Annotated in this window: 23 protein-coding genes; 19 read left to right on the forward strand and 4 right to left on the reverse strand. The window is 69.6% G+C overall.

The genetic code is table 11. The features are described 5' to 3' along the window. Positions 1-38: 38 nt before the first annotated feature. The 3 genes from PE066_RS18385 to PE066_RS18395 all read left to right on the forward strand — a co-directional run bounded on the left by PE066_RS18385 (position 39) and on the right by PE066_RS18395 (position 1,790). The gene (locus tag PE066_RS18385; protein WP_271233977.1) at positions 39-641 is read left to right on the forward strand and encodes a DUF4136 domain-containing protein; all 603 of its coding nucleotides are present in this window, start codon (positions 39-41) and stop codon (positions 639-641) included. A gap of 73 nt (positions 642-714) precedes the next feature. Continuing rightward, positions 715-954: a DUF1653 domain-containing protein gene (locus tag PE066_RS18390; RefSeq protein ID WP_271233978.1), complete on the forward strand. Its 240-nt coding sequence runs from the start codon at positions 715-717 to the stop codon at positions 952-954. Further along, positions 951-1,790, forward strand: coding sequence for a 5'-3' exonuclease (locus tag PE066_RS18395; RefSeq protein ID WP_271233979.1), 840 nt, complete (start codon positions 951-953; stop codon positions 1,788-1,790). Before PE066_RS18390 ends, PE066_RS18395 begins: the two co-directional genes overlap by 4 nt. A 30-nt stretch (positions 1,791-1,820) precedes the next feature. Here the strand turns inward: PE066_RS18395 and PE066_RS18400 are convergent, their stop codons facing one another. Together PE066_RS18400 and PE066_RS18405 are read right to left on the reverse strand one after the other, a co-directional pair. Further along, positions 1,821-2,567, reverse strand: a complete 747-nt coding sequence (locus PE066_RS18400) for a spermidine synthase (RefSeq protein ID WP_271233980.1) — start codon at positions 2,565-2,567, stop codon at positions 1,821-1,823. A gap of 6 nt (positions 2,568-2,573) precedes the next feature. Further along, positions 2,574-3,512, reverse strand: coding sequence for a pseudouridine-5'-phosphate glycosidase (locus PE066_RS18405; protein ID WP_271233981.1), 939 nt, complete (start codon positions 3,510-3,512; stop codon positions 2,574-2,576). A gap of 125 nt (positions 3,513-3,637) precedes the next feature. On the opposite strand from PE066_RS18405, the gene PE066_RS18410 reads away from it, so the two are divergent. The 7 genes from PE066_RS18410 (at position 3,638) to PE066_RS18440 (ending at position 10,014) form a co-directional block, all read left to right on the forward strand. Further along, entirely contained in the window at positions 3,638-4,447 is an 810-nt protein-coding gene (locus PE066_RS18410; RefSeq protein WP_271233982.1) for an alpha/beta fold hydrolase, read from the forward strand. Between the two features lie 96 nt (positions 4,448-4,543). Next, positions 4,544-5,659 carry an NADH:flavin oxidoreductase/NADH oxidase gene (locus tag PE066_RS18415; protein WP_271233983.1) on the forward strand — a complete coding sequence of 372 codons (1,116 nt, stop codon included), beginning with the start codon at positions 4,544-4,546 and terminating at the stop codon, positions 5,657-5,659. 89 nt (positions 5,660-5,748) lie between these two features. Continuing rightward, on the forward strand, positions 5,749-6,480 hold the full coding sequence (locus PE066_RS18420) for an MBL fold metallo-hydrolase (RefSeq protein WP_271233984.1): 732 nt from the start codon (positions 5,749-5,751) through the stop codon (positions 6,478-6,480). A 136-nt stretch (positions 6,481-6,616) separates the two neighbouring features. Next, on the forward strand, positions 6,617-7,513 hold the full coding sequence (locus PE066_RS18425; protein WP_271233985.1) for a nuclease-related domain-containing protein: 897 nt from the start codon (positions 6,617-6,619) through the stop codon (positions 7,511-7,513). A 422-nt stretch (positions 7,514-7,935) separates the two neighbouring features. Next, positions 7,936-8,229, forward strand: coding sequence for an RNA recognition motif domain-containing protein (locus PE066_RS18430; protein ID WP_271233986.1), 294 nt, complete (start codon positions 7,936-7,938; stop codon positions 8,227-8,229). A gap of 349 nt (positions 8,230-8,578) precedes the next feature. Next, positions 8,579-8,929 carry an RNA recognition motif domain-containing protein gene (locus PE066_RS18435; RefSeq protein ID WP_271233987.1) on the forward strand — a complete coding sequence of 117 codons (351 nt, stop codon included), beginning with the start codon at positions 8,579-8,581 and terminating at the stop codon, positions 8,927-8,929. A 143-nt stretch (positions 8,930-9,072) separates the two neighbouring features. Then, complete coding sequence (locus PE066_RS18440) at positions 9,073-10,014, forward strand: NYN domain-containing protein (protein WP_271233988.1); 942 nt, start codon at positions 9,073-9,075, stop codon at positions 10,012-10,014. A gap of 143 nt (positions 10,015-10,157) precedes the next feature. Here the strand turns inward: PE066_RS18440 and PE066_RS18445 are convergent, their stop codons facing one another. Continuing rightward, the gene (locus tag PE066_RS18445; protein WP_271233989.1) at positions 10,158-11,954 is read right to left on the reverse strand and encodes a glutamine--tRNA ligase/YqeY domain fusion protein; all 1,797 of its coding nucleotides are present in this window, start codon (positions 11,952-11,954) and stop codon (positions 10,158-10,160) included. Positions 11,955-12,119: 165 nt separating this feature from the next. Between PE066_RS18445 and PE066_RS18450 the strand changes: the two genes are divergently transcribed. Next, positions 12,120-12,512, forward strand: coding sequence for a hypothetical protein (locus tag PE066_RS18450; protein ID WP_271233990.1), 393 nt, complete (start codon positions 12,120-12,122; stop codon positions 12,510-12,512). A 118-nt stretch (positions 12,513-12,630) separates the two neighbouring features. Here the strand turns inward: PE066_RS18450 and PE066_RS18455 are convergent, their stop codons facing one another. After that, positions 12,631-12,891 carry a hypothetical protein gene (locus PE066_RS18455; protein ID WP_271233991.1) on the reverse strand — a complete coding sequence of 87 codons (261 nt, stop codon included), beginning with the start codon at positions 12,889-12,891 and terminating at the stop codon, positions 12,631-12,633. Between the two features lie 285 nt (positions 12,892-13,176). On the opposite strand from PE066_RS18455, the gene PE066_RS18460 reads away from it, so the two are divergent. The 8 genes from PE066_RS18460 (at position 13,177) to PE066_RS18495 (ending at position 22,744) form a co-directional block, all read left to right on the forward strand. Continuing rightward, positions 13,177-14,112: a LysR family transcriptional regulator gene (locus PE066_RS18460; RefSeq protein WP_271233992.1), complete on the forward strand. Its 936-nt coding sequence runs from the start codon at positions 13,177-13,179 to the stop codon at positions 14,110-14,112. Positions 14,113-14,255: 143 nt separating this feature from the next. Next, positions 14,256-14,930 carry an RraA family protein gene (locus PE066_RS18465; RefSeq protein WP_271233993.1) on the forward strand — a complete coding sequence of 225 codons (675 nt, stop codon included), beginning with the start codon at positions 14,256-14,258 and terminating at the stop codon, positions 14,928-14,930. Between the two features lie 5 nt (positions 14,931-14,935). After that, complete coding sequence (locus PE066_RS18470) at positions 14,936-16,138, forward strand: pyridoxal phosphate-dependent aminotransferase (protein WP_271233994.1); 1,203 nt, start codon at positions 14,936-14,938, stop codon at positions 16,136-16,138. A 16-nt stretch (positions 16,139-16,154) separates the two neighbouring features. Then, positions 16,155-17,420, forward strand: coding sequence for a 3-isopropylmalate dehydratase large subunit (locus tag PE066_RS18475; RefSeq protein WP_271233995.1), 1,266 nt, complete (start codon positions 16,155-16,157; stop codon positions 17,418-17,420). Next, a complete protein-coding gene (locus tag PE066_RS18480; protein ID WP_271233996.1) occupies positions 17,417-17,926 on the forward strand; it encodes a LeuD/DmdB family oxidoreductase small subunit in 510 nt (169 codons plus the stop codon). The genes PE066_RS18475 and PE066_RS18480 overlap by 4 nt, the downstream gene beginning before the upstream one ends. Positions 17,927-17,966: 40 nt before the next feature. Next, complete coding sequence (locus PE066_RS18485) at positions 17,967-20,072, forward strand: hydantoinase/oxoprolinase family protein (protein WP_271233997.1); 2,106 nt, start codon at positions 17,967-17,969, stop codon at positions 20,070-20,072. Continuing rightward, positions 20,069-21,694, forward strand: a complete 1,626-nt coding sequence (locus PE066_RS18490; protein WP_271233998.1) for a hydantoinase B/oxoprolinase family protein — start codon at positions 20,069-20,071, stop codon at positions 21,692-21,694. Before PE066_RS18485 ends, PE066_RS18490 begins: the two co-directional genes overlap by 4 nt. Positions 21,695-21,745: 51 nt before the next feature. Next, entirely contained in the window at positions 21,746-22,744 is a 999-nt protein-coding gene (locus PE066_RS18495; RefSeq protein ID WP_271233999.1) for a tripartite tricarboxylate transporter substrate binding protein, read from the forward strand. The last annotated feature ends 98 nt before the right edge of the window (positions 22,745-22,842 follow it).

The raw sequence follows: 22,842 nt of genomic DNA on the forward strand, positions 1-22,842 counted from the left end.
CTACACCGCAAGCGCCGAAGCAGCGCGACCATCCGCCCATGGTCCCGTCCCCGCAACGTCGCCTGCTCCTGCTGTCCGCCGCCGTCGTGCTCGCGGCCTGCGCCGGCACGCCGCCGCCCGCGACCGTGCAGGTCTTCACCTGGCCGCTGCAACTGCCGGCCGGGTCCGGCTACCGCTACGAGCGCCTGCCCTCGCAGGCCGCGCAGCCGAGCCAGAACGAGCTGGAAGCCGCCGCCGATGCGCTGCTGGCGCGCGCCGGGCTGCGGCGCGACGACGTGTCGCCGCGGCTGGCCGTGCAGTTGACGGCCCGACGCGACCCGGGGAGCTACGGCTACGGCCCCTGGGACGCACCGTATGGCGGCGGGCCGACGGTGGGCGTCGGCGTCGCGGGCGGCAGCGGTGGCGTCGGCGGCATCGGCATCGGGCTCGGCTTTCCGATCGGCGGCAGCGGCGCGCGGCCCGCGCAGCGCCTGGACGTGCAGATCCGCGACCTGGCCAGCGGCCAAGTGGTGTTCCAGTCGCAAGCCAGCGGCAGCGCCGGCACCAGCCCGGTGGCGCTGCTGCGGGCGTCGCTGCGCGACTTCCCGAACGCGCGGCCGGGCACGCGGCAGGTGCCGCTGGACGATGCCGCCTCGCGCTGAGCACGGCAGCGGGCGCACGGCCGGCGCACACCCCCTTGCCGCAGCGATGCGGCCCGCTGCTACATTGCCGCGCATGTCCGACCTTCCCCCGCTGCCCCCCACTCGCACCGGCCGCTACCGGCACTACAAGGGCGGCGAGTACGAGGTGCTCGGCGCCGTGCGCCACAGCGAGACGCTGGAGCCATTGGTCCTGTACCGCGCGCTGTATGGCGAGCAGGGCCTGTGGGTGCGGCCGCACGCCATGTTCTTCGAAAGCATCGAGGTGGACGGCGCGCGCCGGCCGCGCTTCGAGCCGATCGCGACCGGGCCGTGATCGTCGACCTGATCGACGGCACCTACGAGCTGTTCCGGCACTTCTACGGCCTGCGCCGCTTCACCAAGGGCGCCGACCGGCCGTTCGGCGCGGTGGCCGGGGTGCTCAACGGCGTGCTGCAGCTGCTCGAGAACCGCGCCACCCACGTCGGGGTGGCGACCGACCACGTCATCGAGTCGTTCCGCAACCGGCTCTGGCCCGGCTACAAGACCGGCGAGGGCATCGAGCCGGCGCTGCTCGCGCAATTCCATTCGCTGGAAGAGGGCCTGGCGGCGATGGGCGTCGCGGTGTGGCCCATGGTCGAACTGGAAGCCGACGACGCGCTGGCCAGCGCCGCATCCATCGCCGCTGCCGACGAGCGGGTGCAGAAGGTGCTCGTCTGGACCCCGGACAAGGACCTGGCGCAGTGCGTGCGCGGCGACCGCGTGGTGCAGGTGGACCGCCGCGGCCCGCAGATCCGCGCCGCCGGCGACATCCGGGCCAAGTTCGGCGTCGAGCCGGCCCTGATCCCCGACTTCCTGGCGCTGGTGGGCGACGCCGCCGACGGCTATCCCGGCATCGCGGGCATCGGTGCGGTCGGCGCCGCGCGGCTGTTGAACCGGTACGGGCCGATCGAGGCGTTCCCGGCCGACGTGCTGGGCGAACAGGCCGAGGCCGCGAAGCTGTTCAAGCAGCTGGCCACGCTGAAGAGCGATGCGCGGCTGTTCGAGGACGTGGAGGCGCTGCGCTGGTCGGGACCGACGCAGGCGTTCGCGGCGTGGACGGAGCGCATCGGGCAGCCGAAGCTGCTGCAGCGCGCCCTCGAGGTCCAGCAGAAGGTGGCTGATCGGGCCTGAGGGGGCCTGGTGGTCCTCCGGGCCAGCCCGTCAACCGGTGTCGCGCACCACCCCTGGCGTTCGACGCGCCATGGCCAGCCAGTCCGGCGCAGGAAGCCCCCAGCGTGACGCGATCTCCGCGGCCCTTGCGGCGAGCACGTCGTCGGCCGGCACCTTGCCGCAGTGCGCGAGCACGACCACGTTGCCGGCCATCGTCGGCGGGAACTGCCAGACGGCCGAGGGTTGCAGGCCGCTGCGGAGGCGCGCCACGCTGCCCCGCACGTCCAGCGCGCCGCCGACCAGGTTGACGGCCACCGTGCCGCCCTCGCGCAGGCCGCCGCGGCAGTCGGCGTAGAACGCCTCGCTGTCCAGCGCCGGCCGGTCGACCGACGCGTCGTACGCGTCCACCTGCAGCACGTCGACGCTGTCGCTGCCGTGCAGCTCGCGGACGAAGTCGGCCGCATCGGCATGCACCACCCGCAGCCGCGGGCCGTCGGGCGGCAGCAGGAAGTGGGTGCGGCAGGCCTCGATCACGCCCGCGTCGATCTCCACCGCGGTCGCCCGCATGCCCAGCACGCGATGGGCGAACTTGGTGAGCGAGCCGGCGCCCAGGCCCAGCGTCACGAGGTGCTGGTCGGGCAGGGCCGCAGGGTCGTGGAACAGCAGCCAGCCGAACATGCGCACCGCGTACGCCATCACCAGCTCGTCCGGGGCGGCGATGCGCATCGCGCCCTGGCACCAGGGCGTGCCGAAGCGCATCAGCCGCAGGCCTTCCTGCTCGGTGATCTCGATGGCCATGCGGCCTCAGCCCGGCGCCCGGCGCAGCTGCGCCAGCGCGCAGGCCAGCCGCGCACCCACTTCGGCGTTGTGCTTGACCAGCGCGATGTTGGTCGCCAGGCTGCGCCCGCCGGTGAGCTGCTCCATGCGCGTCAGCAGGAAGGGCGTGAGCGCCTTGCCGGTGATGCCCTGCGCCTTCGCTTCGTCGATGGCCTGGCGGGTGTACGCGTCGACCTCCTCGCGCGGCAGGGCCGCCGCTTCGGGCACCGGCGTCGCCAGCACCACGCCGCCGGCCAGGCCCAGGTCCCACTTGGTGCGCAGGAAGCGCGCCTGCTGCACCGGGTCGTCGATCCGGTAGTCGGCGCGAAAGCCGCTGTCGCGCGTGTAGAAGGCGGCAAAGGCGTCCTGCTCGCAGCTGAGCACGGGCACGCCGTGCGTCTCCAGGTATTCCAGCGTGAGGCCGATGTCCAGGATCGACTTGGCGCCGGCGCACACCACCGCCACCGAGGTGCGGGCCAGCTCCTGCAGGTCGGCCGAGATGTCGAAGCTCTCGGCCGCGCCGCGGTGCACGCCGCCCATGCCGCCGGTGACGAACACCTCGATGCCGGCCAGCGCCGCGCAGCTCATGGTGCCCGCCACCGTGGTCGCGCCGAGGCCACCACTGGCCAGCACGGCCGGCAGGTCGCGCCGGCTGACCTTCTCGACCTCGCGCGAGCGGGCCAGCAGCTCCAGCTCGTCGTCCGACAGGCCGATGCGGATCCTGCCGCCCATCAGCGCGATGGTCGCCGGCTCCGCGCCGATCGACCGGATCAGCGCTTCGACCTCGCGCGCCGTCTGCACGTTGTGCGGGTAGGGCATGCCGTGGGCGATGATGGTCGACTCCAGCGCGACCACCGGGCGGCCGGCGGCCTGCGCCGCTTCGACGGATGCGCTGCGCTGCAGCCAGGGTCGGGCAAGGTCGTGCATGGGCCGTTCTCCAGTTCGGAACAGGGGAGTGTGCCGTGATCCGCAGCGGGCCGGCTCAGCCGGTTCTCCCGCGTTGACCGCGCCGGCCCGATGGCCGATAGTCGCAGCCACTCTCCCTCGCTGCCATGCCCATCAGCCCTTACGTGCGCGAAGCCGGCGCCGGCCCGACGGTGCTGTGCCTGCACGCCAATGCCAGCCACTCCGGCCAGTGGCGCCCGCTCATGGACCCGCTCTCCGGCCGCTTCCGCGTGCTTGCGGCAGATACCTACGGGGCCGGCAAGTCGCCGCCGACCCCGCCCGGGCGCCCCTTGCGGCTGGCCGACGAAGTCGAGCTGATCCACGCCCTGCTGGCCTCCGCGCCGGAAGGCGTGCACCTGGTCGGCCACTCGTATGGCGCGGCGATCGCGTTCAAGGCGGCGCTGATGCACCCGCCGCGCGTGCTCAGCCTGGCCGTGTACGAACCCACGCTGTTCGCGATGGTGGACCGCGACACGCCGCGACCCAACGGCACCGAAGGCATCCAGCAGGTGGTGCGCGAGGGCATCGCCGATCTGGAACGCGGCGACGCCGAAGCCGCGGCCCGCGCCTTCATCGACTTCTGGATGGGCGAGGGCAGCTACGAGCGCACCCCGCCCGAGCGGCGCCCGTCCATCGTCGACTCCTGCCGCAACCTGCCGCAGTGGTCGCATGCGCTGCTCACCGAACCGGCGACGCTGGACGAACTGCGGCAGGTGAGCGTGCCGGTGCTCTACATGGTGGGCGGCCGCTCGCCCGAGTCGTCGCGCTGCGTGGCCGAGCGGGTGATCCCGGTGCTCCCGAACGTGCGGTGGGTCGATTTCCCCGACCTGGGGCACATGGCGCCGGTGACGCATCCGGAGCCGGTGAACGCGGCGATCGCGGCCTTCCTCGACAAGGTTGCGGCGCCGACGGCGTAGCGCCACGCGCGACCGTGGGCGGCTCGTGCTCCGGATCCGCCGGCCCGAGCCGCTCGACCACAGCCGACACAATGGGGCCCTTCCGAGGGAACCTGCATGAGCCGACTGTTCGAACCGCTGCAACTGGGCGCGCTGCGCCTCGCCAACCGCATCGTCATCGCGCCGATGTGCCAGTACTCGGCCGAGGAGGGCAACGCGACCGACTGGCACCTGATCCACCTGGGCCATCTCGCGCTGTCCGGCGCCGGGCTGCTGATCGTCGAGGCGACCGCCGTCTCGGCCGTCGGGCGCATCACGTCGGGCGACCTGGGCCTGTACAGCGACGACAACGAGCGCGCGCTGGCGCGGGTGCTGGCAGCGATCCGCGCGTACTCGCCGATCGCGGTGGCGGTGCAGCTGGCCCATGCCGGCCGCAAGGGGTCCAGCCGCGCGCCGTGGGATGGCGGCCAGCAGGTCGCGCCCGATGCACCGGGCGGCTGGCTCGCCGAGGCGCCGTCGGCCGTGCCGCACGCCGAGGGCGAGCACGCGCCCGCCGCGCTCGACGACGAGGGCCTGGCGCGCGTGCGCCAACAGTTCGCCGACGCCGCCCGGCGCGCCGTGCGGATCGGGTTCGAAGGCATCGAACTGCACTTCGCCCACGGCTACCTGCTGCACCAGTTCCTCTCGCCGCTGGCAAACCAGCGCACCGACGCCTACGGCGGCAGCCTGGCCAACCGCATGCGGTTTCCGCTCGAGGTGTTCGACGCCGTGCGCGCCGCGGTGCCGGCGGACCTGCCGGTGTGGGTGCGCATCTCCGCCACCGACTGGGTGCCGGGCGGCTGGGACCTGCCGGACAGCATCGCGCTGGCGCATGAGCTGAAGGCCCGCGGCTGCGCGGCCATGCACGTCAGCAGCGGCGGCGTCTCGCCGCAGCAGAAGATCGCGCTGGGCGCGGGCTACCAGGTGCCGTTCGCCGAGCGCATCCGCGCCGAAACCGGCCTGCCCACTGTGGCCGTCGGCCTGGTCACCGAACCGGAGCAGGCCGAGGCCATCGTCGCCAGCGGCCAGGCCGATGCAGTGGCGCTGGCGCGCGCCATGCTGTACGACCCGCGCTGGCCCTGGCACGCGGCCGCCAGGCTGGGTGCGCAGGTGCAGGCGCCCAAGCCCTACTGGCGCTCGCAGCCGCGCGAACACAAGGACCTGTTCGCGGGCCTGCATTTCGGCCAGCGGTAGCGGCCGGCCGCCGGAACAAATGGCTGCAACGGCCGGGCAGGCCTCGCGCTACAAGCAGCTTCCGACCATCCACCCGGCGAGGCCCACCGATGATCACGAACCCGCAAAGCCGCACCAACATCCACGAGATCGCCGACGGCATCTACCGCATCAACACGCCGGTCGACTTCCCCGACGGGAACGGCTTCTGCTTCAACCAGTACCTGGTGCTGGACGACGAGCCGCTGCTGTTCCACACCGGCCCGCGCAAGATGTTCCCGCTGGTGCGCGAGGCCATGGCCGCCGTGATGCCGGTGGAGCGCCTGCGCTACGCGGCCCTGTCCCACTTCGAGGCCGACGAGTGCGGCGCGCTCGACCTGTGGCTGGCCGCCGCGCCCGACGCCGTGCCGGTCTGCAGCCGCATCGCGGCCATGGTGTCCGTCTCCGACATGGTCGACCGCGCCCCGCGCGCCCTGGCCGACCGCGAGCCGCTAAGCCTGGGCCGCCACACCCTGCAGTGGCTGGACACCCCGCACGTGCCGCACGGCTGGGACTGCGGCCTGATGATGGACGCGACCACCGGCACCTTCTTCTGCGGCGACCTCTTCACCCAGCCGGGGCATGGCGACGAGCCGCTCACCGAAGGCGACATCCTCGGGCCGAGCGAAGCGTTCCGGCAGCCGATGGACTACTTCGCCCATGCGCCGCAGACGGGGGCCACGTTGGCGCGGTTGGCGGAGCTGAAGCCGACCACGCTGGCTTGCATGCATGGGAGTGCGTGGCGGGGGGATGGTGGAGTGCTGCTCCGGCAATTGGCCGAAGCAATTAGTTCGAAAGGTTGAATGGTTCTCCCCCTCGTCCGCTGCTGGGCTACTGCCCAGAATGGAGCGGACGAGGAGGAAACGCCATGCCGCTCAAGAAGGCAGACGACAAGACCAAACGGCTCGCACTGCTTGAAGACCTGCAGAAGTCCACCTCTTGCTGGACTATCGGCAGAAGCAGTGGTTGCGCGAAGAACTGGGCCGCCTGCGAAAGGGTATCCAGGGCGAACGCGATTCGGCGTACTACCTGGACCAGTACTTCAAGGATTCCGAGAACCACGTCGTCCTGCACGACTTGCGATTCGTGTTCGAAGGCGACGTCGCGCAGATCGACCACCTGGTGATCAGCCGCGCCCTCGGCATCTACCTGATCGAGACCAAGAACTACGCCGGCAATGTGAGCATCAACGCGCACGGCGAATTCACCGTCGATTACGACGGCGACCGCTTCGGCGTGCCTTCCCCCATCGAGCAGAGCCACCGGCACGAACGGGTGCTGCTGCGCCTCATGGATCGCCTGGGCATCGAAGCCCGGATTGGGGGCGCTATGCAGTGCCACCACGTCGTGATGTTCAACCCGAAGTCCATCATCACGCGTCCGAAGCCGAGCGAGTTCGACACCCGCAACGTGATCAAGGCGGACCAGTTCCCGTCGTGGCGCGAGCAGTACGTGGACCGCGAGGTCGGGGGAGCCAAGATCTTCAAGGCCATCGCCAACCTGCGATCGCTCGAGACGATCAAGGAGTGGGGCGAGAAGCTGATTCGACAGCACCGGCCTGGCAATCTGCTTGATTTGCCAGAGTTCATGCAGGTGAAGAAGGTTCGGGGAAAAACCAAGCCTGACCCAAAAAGCACGGATTTCATTCAGATCCCAGTAGCCGAAACGGTCTTGCCTGCTGCAGGCAATTCCGGCGAGAACGGTTCCGGTGAAAAGAGGCTGATCTGTCTGCACTGCAACGAGAAGATCAGTTTTGCAGAGGGTCGGTTCTGCTGGAACAACGCGCCTCGATTCAAGGGAGGTCAGTATTGCCGAGAGCATCAAGCTCGTTTCTAGCGAACCAGAGAGCCGCCCCTGGTCGCAAGTCCGAATCAGCGGCGAGTGACGCGCTGGCATTCAGCCCAATCACGACTCCAGTTCATTCCAGCAGCGCACCACTCGCGTCCCGGTGGTGAACAGACTACTGATATTCAACACCTGGCGGCAGGTTGCTCGAGCCCCGCTGAGCGGGGTTGCAGATTCCAGCTCCAAGCCGGCCATCGAGATCAAAGCGGCGCCAAGCTGCATTGCACAAAAGTGCATTACGTGCTACGCTGCGGGCTGCTGGACGTTCAATAGATCGTCGCTCTTCAGGTCTTGCTTTCTCCCTCCGGCGGATTTGCACCCGCCGCGTCGTTGTCTGAATTCCTCTCGATGTTCTCTGGCGTTGTGCACCGCACGGCATGTTGCTGCGCGGCCCCTTCCTCAATGGAGACATCATGGAAAACAAACTCTACGTGGGCAACCTGCCCTACGCCTTCAGCGACAACGACATGCAGCGCACTTTCAGTGAGTTCGGGTCGGTCAACAGCGCCAAGGTCATCATGGACCGCGACAGCGGTCGGTCGAAGGGCTTCGGCTTTGTCGAGATGTCCACCGCCGCTGAAGCCAATGCCGCGGTCGAGGCGCTGCATGGCCAGGACCTGGGCGGTCGTGACATGGTCGTGAACATTGCCAAGCCGATGGAGGCGCGTCCCCCCCGCGCTGGCGGTTACGGCGGCAATCGCTACTGATCAACTGAAGCGCAGTCTCAAGGGCGTGCTTCGCACGCTCTGGTAGGTTGCAGAGAGAGTTCCTGACGGGGGTTCTCCATCCGAACGGCGAGCCGAGCGATGCAGCGTGCCTCTTGCGACCTTGGTCGCCCAGTTGGTCTGTCGAGCTGCAGCCAACCGAGTCCTTGATGCTTACGCAGGTTGATCCAAGCCTGCGGTCCTGAATGCACTAGATGGTGCATCCCCCCGCGTGCTGATGGTCTGCTCGACGCAGATCCACGCCAGCCTTCCCCGTTGCGCCGGAATCCCGTTCCGCACACCCGCTCCCCACGGTGCGCCCTTGCGCGCCATCATTGAGAAAGGCTCTTCCATGAGCAGCAAAATCTACGTGGGCAACCTGCCCTACTCCGTGACCGATTCGACCCTGCGAAGCAATTTTTCCGAGTTCGGCGGCGTTGCCTCCGCCAAGGTCATGATGGACCGCGAAACCGGCCGCTCCAAGGGCTTCGGTTTTGTGGAAATGGCGTCTGCGGACGTCGCCCAGGCCGCCATCAAAGCGCTGGACGGCATGTCCGTGGATGGACGCTCGATCGTCGTGAACCTGGCCCGCCCTCGTGAAGAGAGCCGTGGTTCGGGTGGCTACGGTGCGGACTGTTTCAAGGCAACCACGCGAGCTGACGTTGGCTACGGCAACGGCGGCTACGGCGGTGGCCGTTACTGACCACAGTCGCTTCCAACGAAGAACCGGCTCAGCCGGTTTTTTTTCGTTCCGACCAAGCGCTGACCTGGTCATCGGCGGGCCACCTGCTGCTCCATAGAATCAGCGCCGGCGCCGCTGGGTACCATCCAGCCAGGAGAGGGACCATGTCCAAGAACGACTCGGCCGAAGGCCGAACTGTTGCCCTGTACTGGGATTTCGAGAACATCCATGCTGGGCTGTGCGATGAACGGGAGCCGGGCTCCTATCGCAACCCCGATGCGCGCTTCCGGCCGCAGGAGCCGCTCGTGAATGTCCAGGCCCTGGTCGACCTGGCGGCCTCCTTCGGGCCGATCGCCATCAATCGCGCCTATTGCAACTGGCAGTTCTACGGCCGCTACCGGGACGCGCTGCTGCAGAACGCCGTGGAGCTCATTCAGCTGTTCCCGCCGGGCGGCGCAGCCAAGAACGGCGCGGACATCAAGCTGTGTCTGGACGCCACCGAGGACATCGGCCGCTTCGCCCACATCGGGACCGTCATCATCGTGGGCGGCGACAGCGACTTCATGCCGGTGTCGCAAAAGATCAAGGCCGCCGGCCGCACGTTGATCGGCGTGGGCACGCGCAAGGCGACGAACCGGCACTGGGCCAAGAGCTGCCATGAGTTCCGCTACTACGAGAACCTGGTGGAAGTCAGGGACGCAGTCGCCACGGTCGCCCCGGTGGGACCTGAGGCCGGCGCCACGGTGGCCGACCAGTCGGCCGCCGCAGCCCCCGAAGGTGAACCGCAGGTCGATGGGCCCGGCGCGGTCGCCGCCCCTGTGGAGTCGCCCACCGGCAGCCACGTCGACCTGGTGCGCCGCGCGTTGCGGCTGCTCGCGGAAAAGCACGGCGAACCCTGGGTCAACAAAGCGGAGGTGTTGCCCATGGTCAAGCGCCTGGATTCCACCTTCGACGTGACTGAACACGGTTTTACGACCTTCTCGGGGATGCTCAAGGGCATGGAGGCGCTCGTGGAAGTGCGCAAGGGCGAGAACGACCAGCAAGTCCGCCTGCGGGGTGAGGGCGGCGATGCGTCGCCGCCAGCTGGCCGCGTGAATGGCAAGTGAATGGATACCGGCGGCGAAGGCGGGCGCTTCGAGCCGCGTCCAGGGCTGCTTCGGGACCCAGAAGCGGACGTCAGACAGCTGGAGCGCGAACCCCGCTTCAGCCGGAGCAACACCGGCGGACTCTCAGCCAGGGTCGCTCGAAGCTACTTCGCCCAGCTGTCCTTCAATCCGGTCACCCGGCTGAACACCGGCTTACCGTCTCCCGCCCGATGCTCCACCCGATCCGCCACGAAATACCCGTGCCGCTCGAACTGAAACTTCTCATCCCCCTTCACCTCGCGCAGTGACGGCTCCACATAGGCAATCACTACCTTCAGCGAATCCGGGTTGATCTCCTCCAGGAAGTCCTTGTCCCCCGTCCCCGGCTGCGGCACGGAGAACAGGCGGTCGTACAGGCGAACTTCGGCCTGCAGGCCATCGGCCACGCCGACCCAGGTGATGTTGCCCTTCACCTTCACCGCGTCCGCCCCCGGCGTGCCGCTCTTGGTGTCGGGGAGCAGGCGCGCGCGCACCTGCGTGATGGCGCCGTTCGCATCCCTGTCCGCGCCGATGCACTCCACCACGTGGCCGTACTTCAGGCGCACCTTGTTGCCCGGGAACAGGCGGAAGAAGCCCTTGGGCGGCGTTTCCTCGTAGTCGCTGCGCTCGATCCACAGCTCGCGGCCGAACATGAACTGGCGGCGGCCGCGCGATTCGTCGTGCGGGTGCACCGGTGCGCTGCAGGCATCGAGCTGGTCGTCGCTGCCCATCACTTCACCCCAGTTCTCGATCACCAGCTTCACCGGGTCCAGCACCGCCATGGCGCGGGCGGCCTTGGGGTCCAGGTCGTCGCGCAGCGCGGCTTCCAGTGCGCCGTAATCGATCCAGCTGTAGTCCTTGGTGACGCCGATGCGCTCGGCGAACAGCTGCAGCGATTCGGGCGTGTAGCCGCGCCGGCGCAGACCGACGATGGTGGGCATGCGCGGGTCGTCCCAGCCGCTCACGTGGCCTTCGTCGACCAGCTGCTTGAGCTTGCGCTTGCTGGTGACCACGTAGGTCAGGTTCAGCCGCGCGAATTCGTACTGGCGCGGGTGCGGCGTGTTGATCAGGCCGCCTTCGCTCAGGCGGTCCAGCAGCCAGTCGTAGAACGGGCGCTGGTCCTCGAACTCCAGCGTGCAGAAGCTGTGGGTGATGTTCTCCAGCGCGTCCTCGATGGGGTGCGCGAAGGTGTACATCGGGTAGATGCACCACTTGTCGCCGGTGTTGTGGTGCTCGGCGTGCTTGATGCGGTAGAGGGCCGGGTCCCGCAGGTTGATGTTGGGGCTGGCCATGTCGATCCTGGCCCGCAGCACGGCGGCGCCGTCCGGCAGCTTGCCGTCGCGCATTTCGCGGAAGCGCTGCAGGTTCTCGTCGACGCTGCGGGTGCGAAACGGGCTGTCCACGCCCGGCTTGCTGAAGTCGCCGCGGTTGGCGCGCATCTGCTCGGGCGTCTGCTCGTCCACATAGGCCAGGCCGGCGCCGATCAGGTACTCGGCGGCGCGGTACATGAAGTCGAAGTAGTCGCTGGCGTGGTACAGGTGGCTGGTGCCCTGCGCATCCCAGTCGAAACCGAGCCAGCGCACCGAGTCCTTGATCGATTCGACGTACTCCACTTCCTCCTTCTCGGGGTTGGTGTCGTCGAAGCGCAGGTGGCAGATGCCGCCGTAGTCGCGTGCCAGCCCGAAATTCAGGCAGATGCTCTTGGCGTGGCCGACGTGCAGGTAGCCGTTGGGCTCGGGCGGAAAGCGGGTGCGGATGCGCGCAGGGTCCAGCGGCCCTGCCTGTTGCGTGGCTGCATCACCCGGCTGGCCGGCCCAGTGCCGCTGCGAGTACGTGCCCTGTTCGAGGTCGCGCTCGATGATCTGGCGCAGGAAATGGCTGGGCTTGGCGCTGGCGCTGTCTTTCTCGGCGGAAGAGGTCATATCGGAGCCGATTCTAGGTGGCACCTTCGGGTTACCCGGGCTGCCCTGGGTTACGTCTGGCAACGCTCTTGACCGGACCGGCGTAGTCAGGGGAGCTCAGCCAGCGTTAAATACGCACAGGCGGTGTGCTGTCGGCGCCGCAAGAACCCTCAACAGGAGATTTCCATGACTTCCACCCGTTCCCTCATCGGCAAGGCGGCCCTGCTGGGCGGTCTGGCGTTCGCCGCGCTGGGCACGGCGCAAGCCAAGGACGTGTACTGGTCGGTTGGCGTGCACGCGGCGCCGGGCGTCCACGTGGGGGTCGGCAACCACCGCCCACCGGCGCCGGTGGTGGTGGCGCCGCCCGCGCCGGTCATCGTGCCGCCGGTGGTCTACACCCAGCCGCAGGTGATCTATACGCAGCCGCAGGTGGCCTACCCGGGCGGCATCTATTACGCGCAGCCGGCGCCGGTCGTCGTCTATCGCAATGGCTGGGCTCCGCGCAGCCAGTGGGACGGCCATCGCCACCGCAAGCACCGTGGCCACGGTCATGGTCACGGCCATGGCCACTGGCGCTGATCGCTGACGCGACACAAACGCCGTAAACAGGTTTTCTCCAAGGTCCCCCGCGTGCGCTCTGCGCCGCGGGGTTTTTTTTGGGCGCGCGCGGCGCAACCGGCAGGTTTGGCAGGGGCGGTCAGGTCTTCCTCGGCCGCGGATTGCTGCCGGGCTCGTCGTCATCCCAAGGCGAGAGCCCCAGGCGGCGTTGCTCCAGTTGTGCCCGCAGGTTTCGCCGGATGCTGTCCATGCCGTAGCCGCCGTGGCGAACCTGGTTGGCGGCGCCCGCTGGCTTCCCATTGGGGGCGCCGTCGCGCTTGCGCTCGGTGTCGGCTGAGGGACGGGAATCGTGGCGGGCCATGCTGTGCTTTGAGGCGCAGGCCACGAAGGTGGCCCGCATGGCGGCACCGTACCCAGTCGAATGCAGCGGGCGTGCCCGAACGCTTCAGCGGCGACGGTAGGACGGCCCCTACCCGACCCAACCTTGCGGTCAGGGCGCGTAGCAAGGAACCGGGTCCGAAGGGCCGCGACGGCGGGGGCCGACTGGTGAGAAGTTTTCCCGTACTTGACGATCGCGCGGAATGCTCGATCATCGGAACGATGAGTTCCTGTCCCGCCCTGGCAAGAGCGTGAGCTTCCTTGCCAGCTGTACCCCGGCCGCCGCGCGCGCACCGGGTGCCTTCCCATGCTGACGTTCAAGCAGATCGAGGCCCTCCACTGGGTGGCCCGCAGCGGCTCCTTTGCGGCCGCGGCCGACCGGCTGCACACGACCCAGTCGGCGATCTCCAAGCGGATCGCGGAACTGGAAGACATCCTGGGCGTCGCGCTGTTCGACCGCACCCGGCGCACCGCGCGCCTGACCGAGAAGGCCCGGGAGATCGTGGCCCTCGGAGAAGAGCTGCTCAACGCCCGCGAACGCCTGCTGGCCGCCGCCGGCCGCGAGGCCGTGACCATCCGCCAGTTCCGCATCGGCGTGACCGAGCTCATTGCCCTGACCTGGCTGCCGCGCCTGGTGAAGCTGCTGCGCGCCCAGTACCCGCACGTGGAGGTGCAGCCGGAAATCGACCTGAGCGCCAATCTCTACGAGAAACTGGGCCGGGGCGCGCTCGATCTGGTCGTCGTGCCGTCGGTGTTCAACGAAAGCAGCATGCTGTCCACGCCGCTGCGCAACCTGCGGCTGTCCTGGATGTGCAGCCCGAGCCTGTACGACGGCCCGCCCCGGCTGGCGCTGGCCGAGATCGCCCGCTACCCGATCCTGATGCAGATCGAGCGCTCGGGCGTCGACATGGGCCTGGAGCGCTGGTTCCGCGAGCGCGACCTGACCCTGCGCCGCCTGTACGCCGGTAACAGCCTGGTGGCGCTGAGCGCGCTGACCATCGGCGGCTTCGGCATCAGCTTCCTGCCCAGCGAGTTCTTCATGGAACACGTCGAGGCCGGGCGGCTGCGCGTCATCGAGAGCGACGAGAACCTGCCCGAGATTCCCTACTGCGCCCTCTACCTGCGCGACGGTCCGGTGTCGTTCAGCACCCGGGTGGCGGCGATGGCGCAGTCGATCTGCAGCTTCGCCAAGCCGCAGTGGGACACCCCCGGCCGGCGGCCGCGGAACACCACGAGCCGGTGAGCTGGCGAGCGGGGCCGCGCGCGGCCTAGCCATCCGAAACACGAATTTTCTTCATGTTTTCAGATCGCGATTAATCGCTTTTTTCTCCTGGACTCTCTTCGGATACTCGCCGGTGTCGATTTATTGAAGAGATCAGGAAAGCCATGTCGTATGGGTTCGCGGTTCACAGCCGCACACGCTCGGTCAGCGCCGAAACCATCGAGAAGTTCAGGACCGTGGCGGTCGCCAACGCCAGTGACAACATGGCCCGGCTGTCCCATGCGGGCGCCCGGCTGCGGCCGCTGCACGCGGGGGGGCCGATGGCGGGCCCGGCTCTGACCGTGAGGACGCGCCCTGGCGACAACCTGATGGTGCACAAGGCGCTGGACATGGCGCAGCCCGGCGACGTGATCGTCGTCGACGCGGCGGGCGACCTCACGAACGCCCTGATCGGCGAACTGATGCTGGCGTACGCCGAGTCCAAGCGCGTCGGCGGCATCGTGATCCACGGCGCCGTCCGCGACCTGGCGGCCATCCGCGCCGGCAGCCTGCCGGTGTTCGCCGCCGGCGTCACGCACCGCGGGCCCTACAAGGACGGGCCCGGTGAGATCAACGCGCCGATCTCGATCGAGGGCATGGTCGTCGCACCCGGTGACCTGGTGATCGGCGACGACGACGGCGTGCTGGCGATTCCGTTCGACGCCACCGAAACCGTCTACCGCGGCGTCCAGGCGACCCTCGAGCGGGAAGCCCGCGTGCTGCAGGCCACCCGTGCCGGGACGGTCGATCGCAGCTGGGTGGACAAGGCGCTGCGCGAGCGCGGCTGCGCGGGAGTTTAAAGCCCATGACGCTCGTCGCACACAGCCTTTCCCGCATCAAGGCTTCGCCCACCGGCGGCCTGACCGAGAAGGGCAACCAGCTGAAGGCCCAGGGCCGCAGCATCATCTCGCTGACCCAGGGGCAGCCGGATTTCGAGACGCCGCAGAACATCCGCGCCGCGGCGCGCGCCGCCATCGACCGGGGCGAGAACCGCTACCCGCCCACCGCCGGGATCGTGCCGCTGCGCGAGGCGGTCGCCGACAAGTTCCGGCGCGACAACGAACTGCCGTACAAGCCGCAGGAAACCATCGTCTGCACCGGCGGCAAGCAGGTCATCGCCAACGCGCTGCTGGCCACGCTCAACCCGGGCGACGAAGTCCTCGTTCCGGTGCCCTACTGGGTGTCGTATCCGGAGCTCGTCACCCTGTTCGGCGCCACTCCGGTGCCGGTGCCGTCCTCGGCCGCGACCGGCTTCAAGCTCACGCCCCAGGCGCTGGAGGCGGCGATCACGCCGCGCACCAAGTGGCTGGTCTTCAACTCGCCCAGCAACCCCTCGGGCGCGGCCTACTCGCGCGACGAGATCCGGGCGCTGGCCGACGTGCTGCTGCGGCACCCGCAGGTGTGGATCCTGGCGGACGACATCTACGAGCACCTGCTCTATGGGGACCTGCGCTTCGCCACGATGGCCCAGGTGGAGCCCGCGCTGCACGAGCGCACGCTGACGGTGAACGGCGTCTCCAAGGCCTACGCCATGACCGGCTGGCGCATCGGCTACGCCGGCGGTCCGGCCGCGCTGATCTCCGCGATGGCCAAGGTCCAGGGCCACTTCACCTCCGGGGCCTGCGTCATCGCGCAATGGGCGGCGCTGGAGGCGCTCACCGGTCCGCAGGACTTCCTGGACGCCAGCCGCGCCAGCTTCGTCCAGCGCCGCGACCGGGTCCTGCAGCGGCTGCAAGCCGTGCCCGGCCTGCACTGCCACCGCCCGGACGGCGCCTTCTACATCTTTCCCTCGTGCCAGGAACTGCTGGGCCGGACCACGCCGTCGGGCCGGGCGCTGGCCACCGATGAAGACTTCGCGCTGGCGCTGCTGGAGGAGGCCGGGGTCGGCGTGGTGCACGGGTCCGCCTTCGGCCTGGCGGGACACTTCCGGATCTCCTACGCCACCGGGGTGGAGCAGCTGGAGCAGGCCTGCGACCGCATCCAGCGCTTTTGCAGCGAGTTGCGTTGACATGGCCGCTGCAGGGGTGAAGCAGACCATCGCGGAGAAGATCCTCTCGGCCAAGGCCGGGGCGACCCTGAGGGCCGGCGATATCGCGATCTGCCGCATCGACGCCGTGATGGGGACCGACGGATCGGTGCCGATGGCCATCGACTATTTCGGCCAGCTGGGCGAGCGGGCAACGGTCGCCGAGCCGGACCGCATCGTGTTCGCGCTGGACCACTACGCGCCGGCGCCCACGCCCAAGTCCCAGGCGCTGCAGGACGTGGCGCGGGCGTTCGCGCGGGAGCGCGGCATCCGCGTCTGGGAGGTCGGCGAAGGCATCGGGCACCAGCTGATGGTGGAGCAGGGCTACGTCACGCCCGGCGCGCTGGTGCTGGGCGCGGACAGCCACGCCGTGACCTACGGCGCGCTCAACGCGTTCGGCACCGGCATCGGCTCGTCCGACCTGGCCGTCGCCATGGCCAGCGGGAAGGCGTGGCTGAAGGTGCCAGAGACCATTCGCGTCGAGCTGACCGGCGCCCTGCGCGCGCCAGCGGCGGCCAAGGACGTGGCACTGGAGCTGCTGCGCCGCTTCGGCGGCGACGGGGCCCGTTACCAGGTGCTGGAGTTCACCGGTCCGGGCGTCGCGGCGCTGGACATGGCCGACCGGCTGGTGATCAGCAACATGGTGGTCGAGATGGGCGCCAAGGCCGGCGTGTTCCCGTGCGACGCGCGGACGCTGGGCTACCTGGAGGGCCGGCCGGTGCGCCGCGCCGCGGCGCCGGTGGCGGCGGACCCCGGCGCCAGCTATGCCGGCTCGGTCCGGGTCGACCTGTCCAGCATGGAGCCGCTGGTCGCCCGTCCCCACCAGCCGGATCTCGTGGGTCCGCTGCGCGATGCCGGGGCCGTCCCGGTTCACATGGTCTACCTCGGAACCTGCACGGGCGGGCGCGCCAAGGACCTGCGCGAGGCGCTGGCGGTGCTGCAAGCGCGCGGCGGCGTGCGCCAGGGCGTCCAGCTGGTGGTGACGCCGGCATCGCGGGAGGTCGAGCAGGAACTCGAAGCCGGCGGCGAGCTGGCGCAGTTCCGCGCCATGGGCGCAACGCTGGGCGTGCCCGGCTGCGGCTCGTGCTGCGGCACCTGCGGCACGATTCCGGCCGACGGCCAGACCGTGGTGTCGACGGCCAACCGCAACTTCATCGGCCGCATGGGCAATCCCAAGGCGTCGATCTGGCTGGCTTCCCCCGCCGCCTGCGCGGCGGCCGCCGCCGAGGGCAGCCTTGTCGCGCTGGAGGGCGCCGCGCCATGAGGAACCTGAACCGCCTGCGCGCCCGCGTGCTCGGCGACCACGTCAACACCGACTACATCATCTCCTCGCGCCGCAAGCGGGACAGCCTCGACCCGAAGGAGCTGTCGCGCTACCTGCTGGAGGACCTGGATCCGCAGTTCGCGGCGACCGTGCAACCCGGCGACGTCCTGGTGGCCGGCGAGAACTTCGGCTGCGGCTCGGCGATGGAGGTCGCCGCCACGGTGGTCATCGGCGCCGGGATTCCCGCGGTCATCGCGCGCAGCTTCTCGCGCACCTATTTCCGCAACGCGGTGAACAACGGGCTGCTGCCCGTGGTCGCCGACACCTCGGGCATCCGCGAGGGCGACGCGCTCTCGATCGTCGAGGCAGACGGCAGGCTGACCCTGCAATTGCATCGCGACGGGCAAGAGCGCGCCGCATCCCAGCTGCCGCCCATCATGGCCGCCATCCTCCAGGCCGGCGGCCTCATCCCCTACTTCGCCCGGCACGGCGATTTCCATCCCTGATCAAGCCGGTTTTCCAAGCAATCCTGTCCCGCCTGCTCCCATGAAGCACATTGCCATAGGCACCGACATCGGTGGCACGTTCACCGACGTCGTCGCCCTCGACTACCGAAGCGGCCTCGTCCACTCGCGCAAGGTCCTGACGACCTACTCCGACCCCAGCATCGCCGTGGTGAGCGGGGTGAAATCCCTGTTCGCCCAGGCCGGCATCGAGCCGGGCCAGGTGCTGCGCCTGGTCCACGCCACCACGCTGTTCACCAACGCGCTGATCGAAGGCAAGGGGGTGCCCACCGGCCTGCTGTGCACCCGGGGATTTCGCGACATCATCGAGATCGGGCGCGAGCGCCGCTACGACCTCTACGACGTCCAGATCGAGGGCGCGCCCTCGCTGGTGCCGCGCAACCTGCGCGAGGAGATCGGCGGCCGGCTCGACGCCGGCGGGCGCGAACTCGAACCGGTCTCGCGCGAGGAGGTGCTGGCCGCCGTCGACCGGCTGGTCACGCGTGGCGTCGCCTCCCTGGCGATCTGCCTGCTGCACTCGTACGGCAACCCGGTGCACGAGCGCCAAGTAGCGGCCTGGGTGCGGGAGGCGTTCCCGCAGCTCAGCCTGAGCCTGTCGAGCGAGATCGCGCCGGAGATCCGCGAATACGACCGGGTCTGCACGACGGCGGCCAACGCCTGCGTGCAGCCGATTGCCCACCGCTACCTCAGCGTTCTGGAGACCCGCGTCGCCGAGCTGGGCATCGACACCGGCGTGCTGATGATGCTGTCCAACGGCGGCCTGTGCTCCGTGTCGCAGGCCCGCAAGAAGCCGATCGAGCTGCTGGAGTCGGGGCCGGCCGCGGGAGCGATCTCCGCCGCCTGGTCGGGCGCGCGCGACGGCCAGCGGGACCTGCTGGCCTTCGACATGGGCGGCACCACCGCCAAGCTGGCCCTGGTGGAGCAGGGCCGGCCGGCCGTCGCCCACGGGTTCGAAGCGGCCCGGCGCAAGCGCTTCGCCGAAGGCAGCGGGATCCCGATCCGGATCACCACGGTCGACCTCATCGAGATCGGCGCCGGCGGCGGCAGCCTGGCCCGGGCCGACGACATGCAGTTGCTCAAGGTCGGCCCGCAGAGCGCCGGCTCCGAGCCGGGGCCGGCGTGCTACGGCCGGGGCGGCGAACACGCCACGGTGACCGATGCCAACCTGGTGCTCGGCTACCTCAACCCGGATTACTTCGCCGGCGGCAGCATGCGCATCGACGTGGCGCGCGCGCAGGGCGCGCTGGCCCAGCTCGGGGCCTCGCTCGGGCTGGCGCCGCACGAGGCGGCGCGCGGCGTCCATGAGATCGTCGCCGAGAACATGGCGGCGGCGGCCCGCCTGCACGTGGCCGAACGCGGCCACGATCCGCGCGACTTCGTGATGGTCTGCACCGGCGGCGGCGGCCCGCTGCACGGGTACGCCGTCGCCCGCAAGATCGGGGTGCGCAAGCTGGTCGTTCCGGCGTCGGCGGGCGTGGCGTCGGCGGTGGGGCTGCTGCTGTCGCCAGCGCGCTCGGACCGATCGCGCACGGTCGGGTTCCGGCCGGACACCGGCAGGCTCGAGGAGCTCGAGCGTGACTTCGCCGAACTGGAGGCCGAGGCCGTCGCCAGCCTGCGCCCGCTGGAGCCGGGCTTCGGCCCGGTCGCCGTCAAGCGGCAGGCCGACGGGCGCTTCGTCGGCCAGGGCTTCACCCTGACGGTGGACCTGCCGCCGGCGCCGTACACCGGCGGCGGCAGCGACCCCGAGGCGGTGCGCCGCGCGCTGAAGGAATCGTTCGAGGCGGGCTACCGCCGCAAGTTCGGCCGCACGCCGCCGGACGTGCCGGTGGAGCTGGTCAGCCTGCGCGTCAGTGCCAGCGCCATGCCGCAGCAAACCTTCCAGCCGTCGCCGGTGGCCGCCGGCAGCGGCGGCCAGCCCCACGGCCAGCGCCCGGTGTTCTTCGCGGAAGCCGGCGCCTACCTGGACACCCCGATCTACCGGCGAGAGGACATCCCCCTGGGCGTGGCGCTCGCCGGCCCCCTGCTGGTCGAGGACCCCGATTCCACCCTGGTGGTCGGGCCCTGCGGCCGCCTGACCCGCATGGCCAGCGGCAACCTGGTGATCGACCTCGAAGAGGCAGCGAAATGAGCATCGACAACAACCAGCGTCCGGCGGACATGCCGCTGGACCCCATCTTCCTGGAAGTCTTCTGGACCCGGGTTCGCTCCATCGTGGACGAGGCAGCCAAGCTGATCGTGCGCACCTCGTTCTCCACGCTCTCGTCGGAGGCCAACGACTTTGCCGTGGTGCTGACCGACGCCGGCGGCCGCTCGATCATCGAGAACAGCGGCAGCGTGCCCTCGTTCATCGGGACGCTGCCCGCCACCGTGCGGCATGCGATCGACCGGATCGGCGTGGACGCGATGCAGCCCGGCGACGTCTACATCACCAACAACCCCTGGCACGGCACCGGCCACCTCAACGACTTCTGCTTCGTCAAGCCGGTCTTCCACGGCGGCCGCCTGGTCGCCTTCGCGGCCACCGCCGCCCACATGCCCGACATCGGCGGCCGCATCCGCTCGGTCGAGGCCCGCGAGCTGTTCGAAGAGGGATTCCACATCCCCATGATGCCGCTGCTGCGGCAGGGCCAGCCCGACGAGACGCTGCTGGGGCTGCTGCGGACCAACGTGCGCACGCCCGAGCAGACCATCGGCGACGTCTGGTCGCAGGTCGGCGCCGTCGAGCTGGTCGACGCCCGACTCAACGAGGTGATGGGCGAGTACGGCATCGAGGACATCGCGCCGATCGCCGGCGCGCTGTTCGACCGCAGCGAGGCGGCGATGCGCCGCGCCATCGCCCAGCTGCCGGAAGGGGAGTACGAGTACACGATGGAGACGGACGGCTTCGAGTCCTTCTTCACGTACCGGGTGAAAGTGACCATTCGCGGCGGCGAGATCGTCTGTGACTTCGAGGGCACCTCGGCGCAGCAGCCGCGCGGCATCAACTGCGTGCTGGCGTACACGAATGCCATGAGCATCTACGCCCTCAAGAGCCTGCTGCTGCCCGAGTTGCCGAACAACGAGGGCCTGTTCCGGCCGATCCGGGTGCGCGCGCCCGAGGGCTCGCTGCTCAATCCCACGTACCCGGCGGCCGTCGGCGGCCGCGCCTGCACCGGTCACTACGTGCCCAGCGTCATCTTCGGTGCCCTGCACGCCATCCTGCCGGAGCGGGTGATGGCCGGAGTGGGCTCGCCGCTGTGGATCGTCAACATGAGCGGCACGCGCGCGGACGGGCGGCCGTTCGCCACGGTGTTCTTCTACAACGGCGGGATGGGGGCCACCGCGCTGAAGGACGGCAACAGCACGACGTCCTGGCCGAGCAACATCTCGCCGACACCCATCGAAGTGGCCGAGCGCGACGGGCCGTTCGAGTTCCGGCACAAGCGGCTCATCCCCGGGTCCGGCGGCGCCGGCCGGTTCCGCGGCGGCCTGGGGCAGGAGATTTGTTTCGTCAGCCGCCACAGCGGGCCGCTGTCGGTCGTGTTCCTGGCCGAACGCCTGCGCCAGGCGGCGCCCGGGCTGGACGGGGGCGAAGCGGGCGCCTGCGGGGCCGTCCTGATCAACGGCCAGCCGATCGATGCCCGCCGGCAGCACGTGCTGCAGCCCGGCGACGAAGTCACCCTGCGCACCCCCGGCGGCGGCGGCTACGGGCTGCCGCCGACGCGCGCCGCCGGCGCCGTGGAGGTGGACCGTGCCCACGGCTACGCGTAGGCCCCCCCTTTTCACGACCACCCCCTTTTTTCACCACAACAGGAGACAGACATGAGCATGAATCCTTTCCGCCATCGCCTTCGGTTCCTTGCCGCCGCCGTCGGCGCCTGCATCGGCCTGGGCGCCTCCCAGGCTGCGCTGGCCCAGTCGGCCGGCTACCCGAACCGGCCGGTCAAGGTCATCGTGCCGTTCCCGGCCGGTGGCCTGGTTGATGGCATCGCCCGCACGCTGATGACGGCCATCGGCGCCGAGATCAAGCAGAGCATCGTCATCGACAACCGCGGCGGCGCGGGCGGTTCGGTGGGGGCGGCCGCGGCGGCCCAGTCGCCGGCCGACGGCTACACGCTGCTGATGGTGCTCGACACGCACGCCATCAATCCGCTGGTCTACAAGAAGCTGGCCTATGACAACGAGAAGGACTTCGCGCCCATCTCGCTGATCGCCCGGGCGCCGATGGTCGCGGTGGCGAACGAGAAGGTTCCGGTGAATTCGCTGGGCGAGCTGGTCAAGTACGCCAAGGCGCAGCCCGACGCCATCAACTACGGGTCGGTCGGCCCCGGCAGCGCAAGCCATCTCACGGCAGAGATGTTCAACATGAAGGCCGGCATCAAGACGACGCATATCCCCTACAAGGGCGGAGCGCCGGCGCAAACCGACCTGATGGCCGGGCAGATCCAGATCATGTGGGGCACGGCGCCCTACGCGCAGAGCCTGGTGCGGGCCGGCAAGACCAAGGCGCTGGGCCAGGCCAGTGCTGCGCGCAGCGTGGCCTTCCCGGACCTGCCCACTGCCGCCGAGCAGGGGATCAAGGACTTCGAGGCTTACGGTTGGGTAGGTCTGCTGGCCCCCGCAGGCACGCCTGCGGACATCATCCGCTTCTGGAACGAGCAGTTGAAGAAGGCGGCCAATTCCGCCGAGGTGGGCAACAAGCTGCGGGAGCAGGGATTCGAACTGGTGCTGGGCTCGCCTGCTGACTTTGGCAAGTTCATCCGGAGCGAAACGCAGGGCTGGCAGCAGCTGATCAAGGCACGGAACATTCCCTTGGAGTGACCGGCCAAGGGCACTGTTCGGCACCTGGTGCCAGCGGGGCTCGGACGCTGCCCCCAGACTCTTGGAACAACCTAAAAAAGAGCCCCCAGGCTTGGGGC

Origin of the sequence: Ramlibacter tataouinensis (assembly GCF_027941915.1) — a bacterium.
Lineage (GTDB): Bacteria > Pseudomonadota > Gammaproteobacteria > Burkholderiales > Burkholderiaceae_C > Ramlibacter > Ramlibacter tataouinensis_C.